Source organism: Limnohabitans sp. Jir72, assembly GCF_003063575.1.
Taxonomy (GTDB): domain Bacteria; phylum Pseudomonadota; class Gammaproteobacteria; order Burkholderiales; family Burkholderiaceae_C; genus Limnohabitans_A.
In genome coordinates this window covers 1-788 of the sequence record NZ_NESC01000039.1, presented here as the reverse complement: position 1 = coordinate 788, position 788 = coordinate 1, and the positions used below count along the sequence as shown (strand labels likewise).

Annotated in this window: 2 protein-coding genes; both read left to right on the top strand. The window is 61.5% G+C overall.

Annotation, left to right across the window (positions count from 1 at the left end):
* On the top strand, nt 1–301 hold a 301-nt coding region (locus tag B9Z52_RS18185; RefSeq protein ID WP_233252015.1), incomplete at its 5' end, for a hypothetical protein.
* A complete protein-coding gene (gene tnpB / locus B9Z52_RS17505) occupies nt 298–633 on the top strand; it encodes an IS66 family insertion sequence element accessory protein TnpB (protein WP_108415120.1) in 336 nt (111 codons plus the stop codon). The genes B9Z52_RS18185 and tnpB, both read left to right, overlap by 4 nt.
* The last annotated feature ends 155 nt before the right edge of the window (nt 634–788 follow it).

Here is a 788-nt window from a genome sequence, read left to right as displayed (position 1 = left end):
GTCGGTCGCCTCCGTGGCCCGAAACCACGGCATCAATCACAACATCCTGCACCGCTGGTTGCGTGAGCTGCCTGACAGCGGCCAGCCTCGCATGCAGTCGGCCGTTGATTTGACGCCACCTGGCTTCATCGAGTTACCCATGCCAGCGCCCTTGCCTGTTCCATCACCACCCAGCACACCAGCCACCACTGAAGGATGCGTTCACCTCGAACTACAACGTGGTGAACTGTCTCTCAAGCTGTCTTGGCCTTCATCCAGTGCCGCCGAATGCGCGGTGTGGCTTCGTGAGCTTTTGCGTTGATTCGCATCGATGCCGTCTGGATGTCCACCGAGCCGCTGGACATGCGCGCCGGTGCCGACACCGCCCTGGCCCGCGTGGTGCAAGTCTTTGGCGCAGCACACCCGCATCACGCTTATCTGTTTGCCAATGCCCGCGCCAACCGCATGAAGGTGCTGGTGCATGACGGCGTTGGCGTGTGGCTGGCTGCCCGCAGGTTGAACACAGGCAAGTTTGTCTGGGGGGATGCCCGGCTGTCGCCACGCCTGCCGATGAACGCGGCCCAGCTGAGCGCTTTGGTGCTGGGCTTGCCTTGGCAGCGCATGGGCGATGCGAGCGTGATCACGGTGCTGTGAGTGTGGGTGATGCGCTGACTGCAATTCAATTGGGGCATCTGCCAATGGGCTGATGGCGTTGCTTCGGCGATGATTGCGGCCATGAGTGAAGTCGTTGATCTGCAAGCCATGGACGAAGAGCAAGTGCGCCAGATGTTGGCCAGCATGCTCACGCA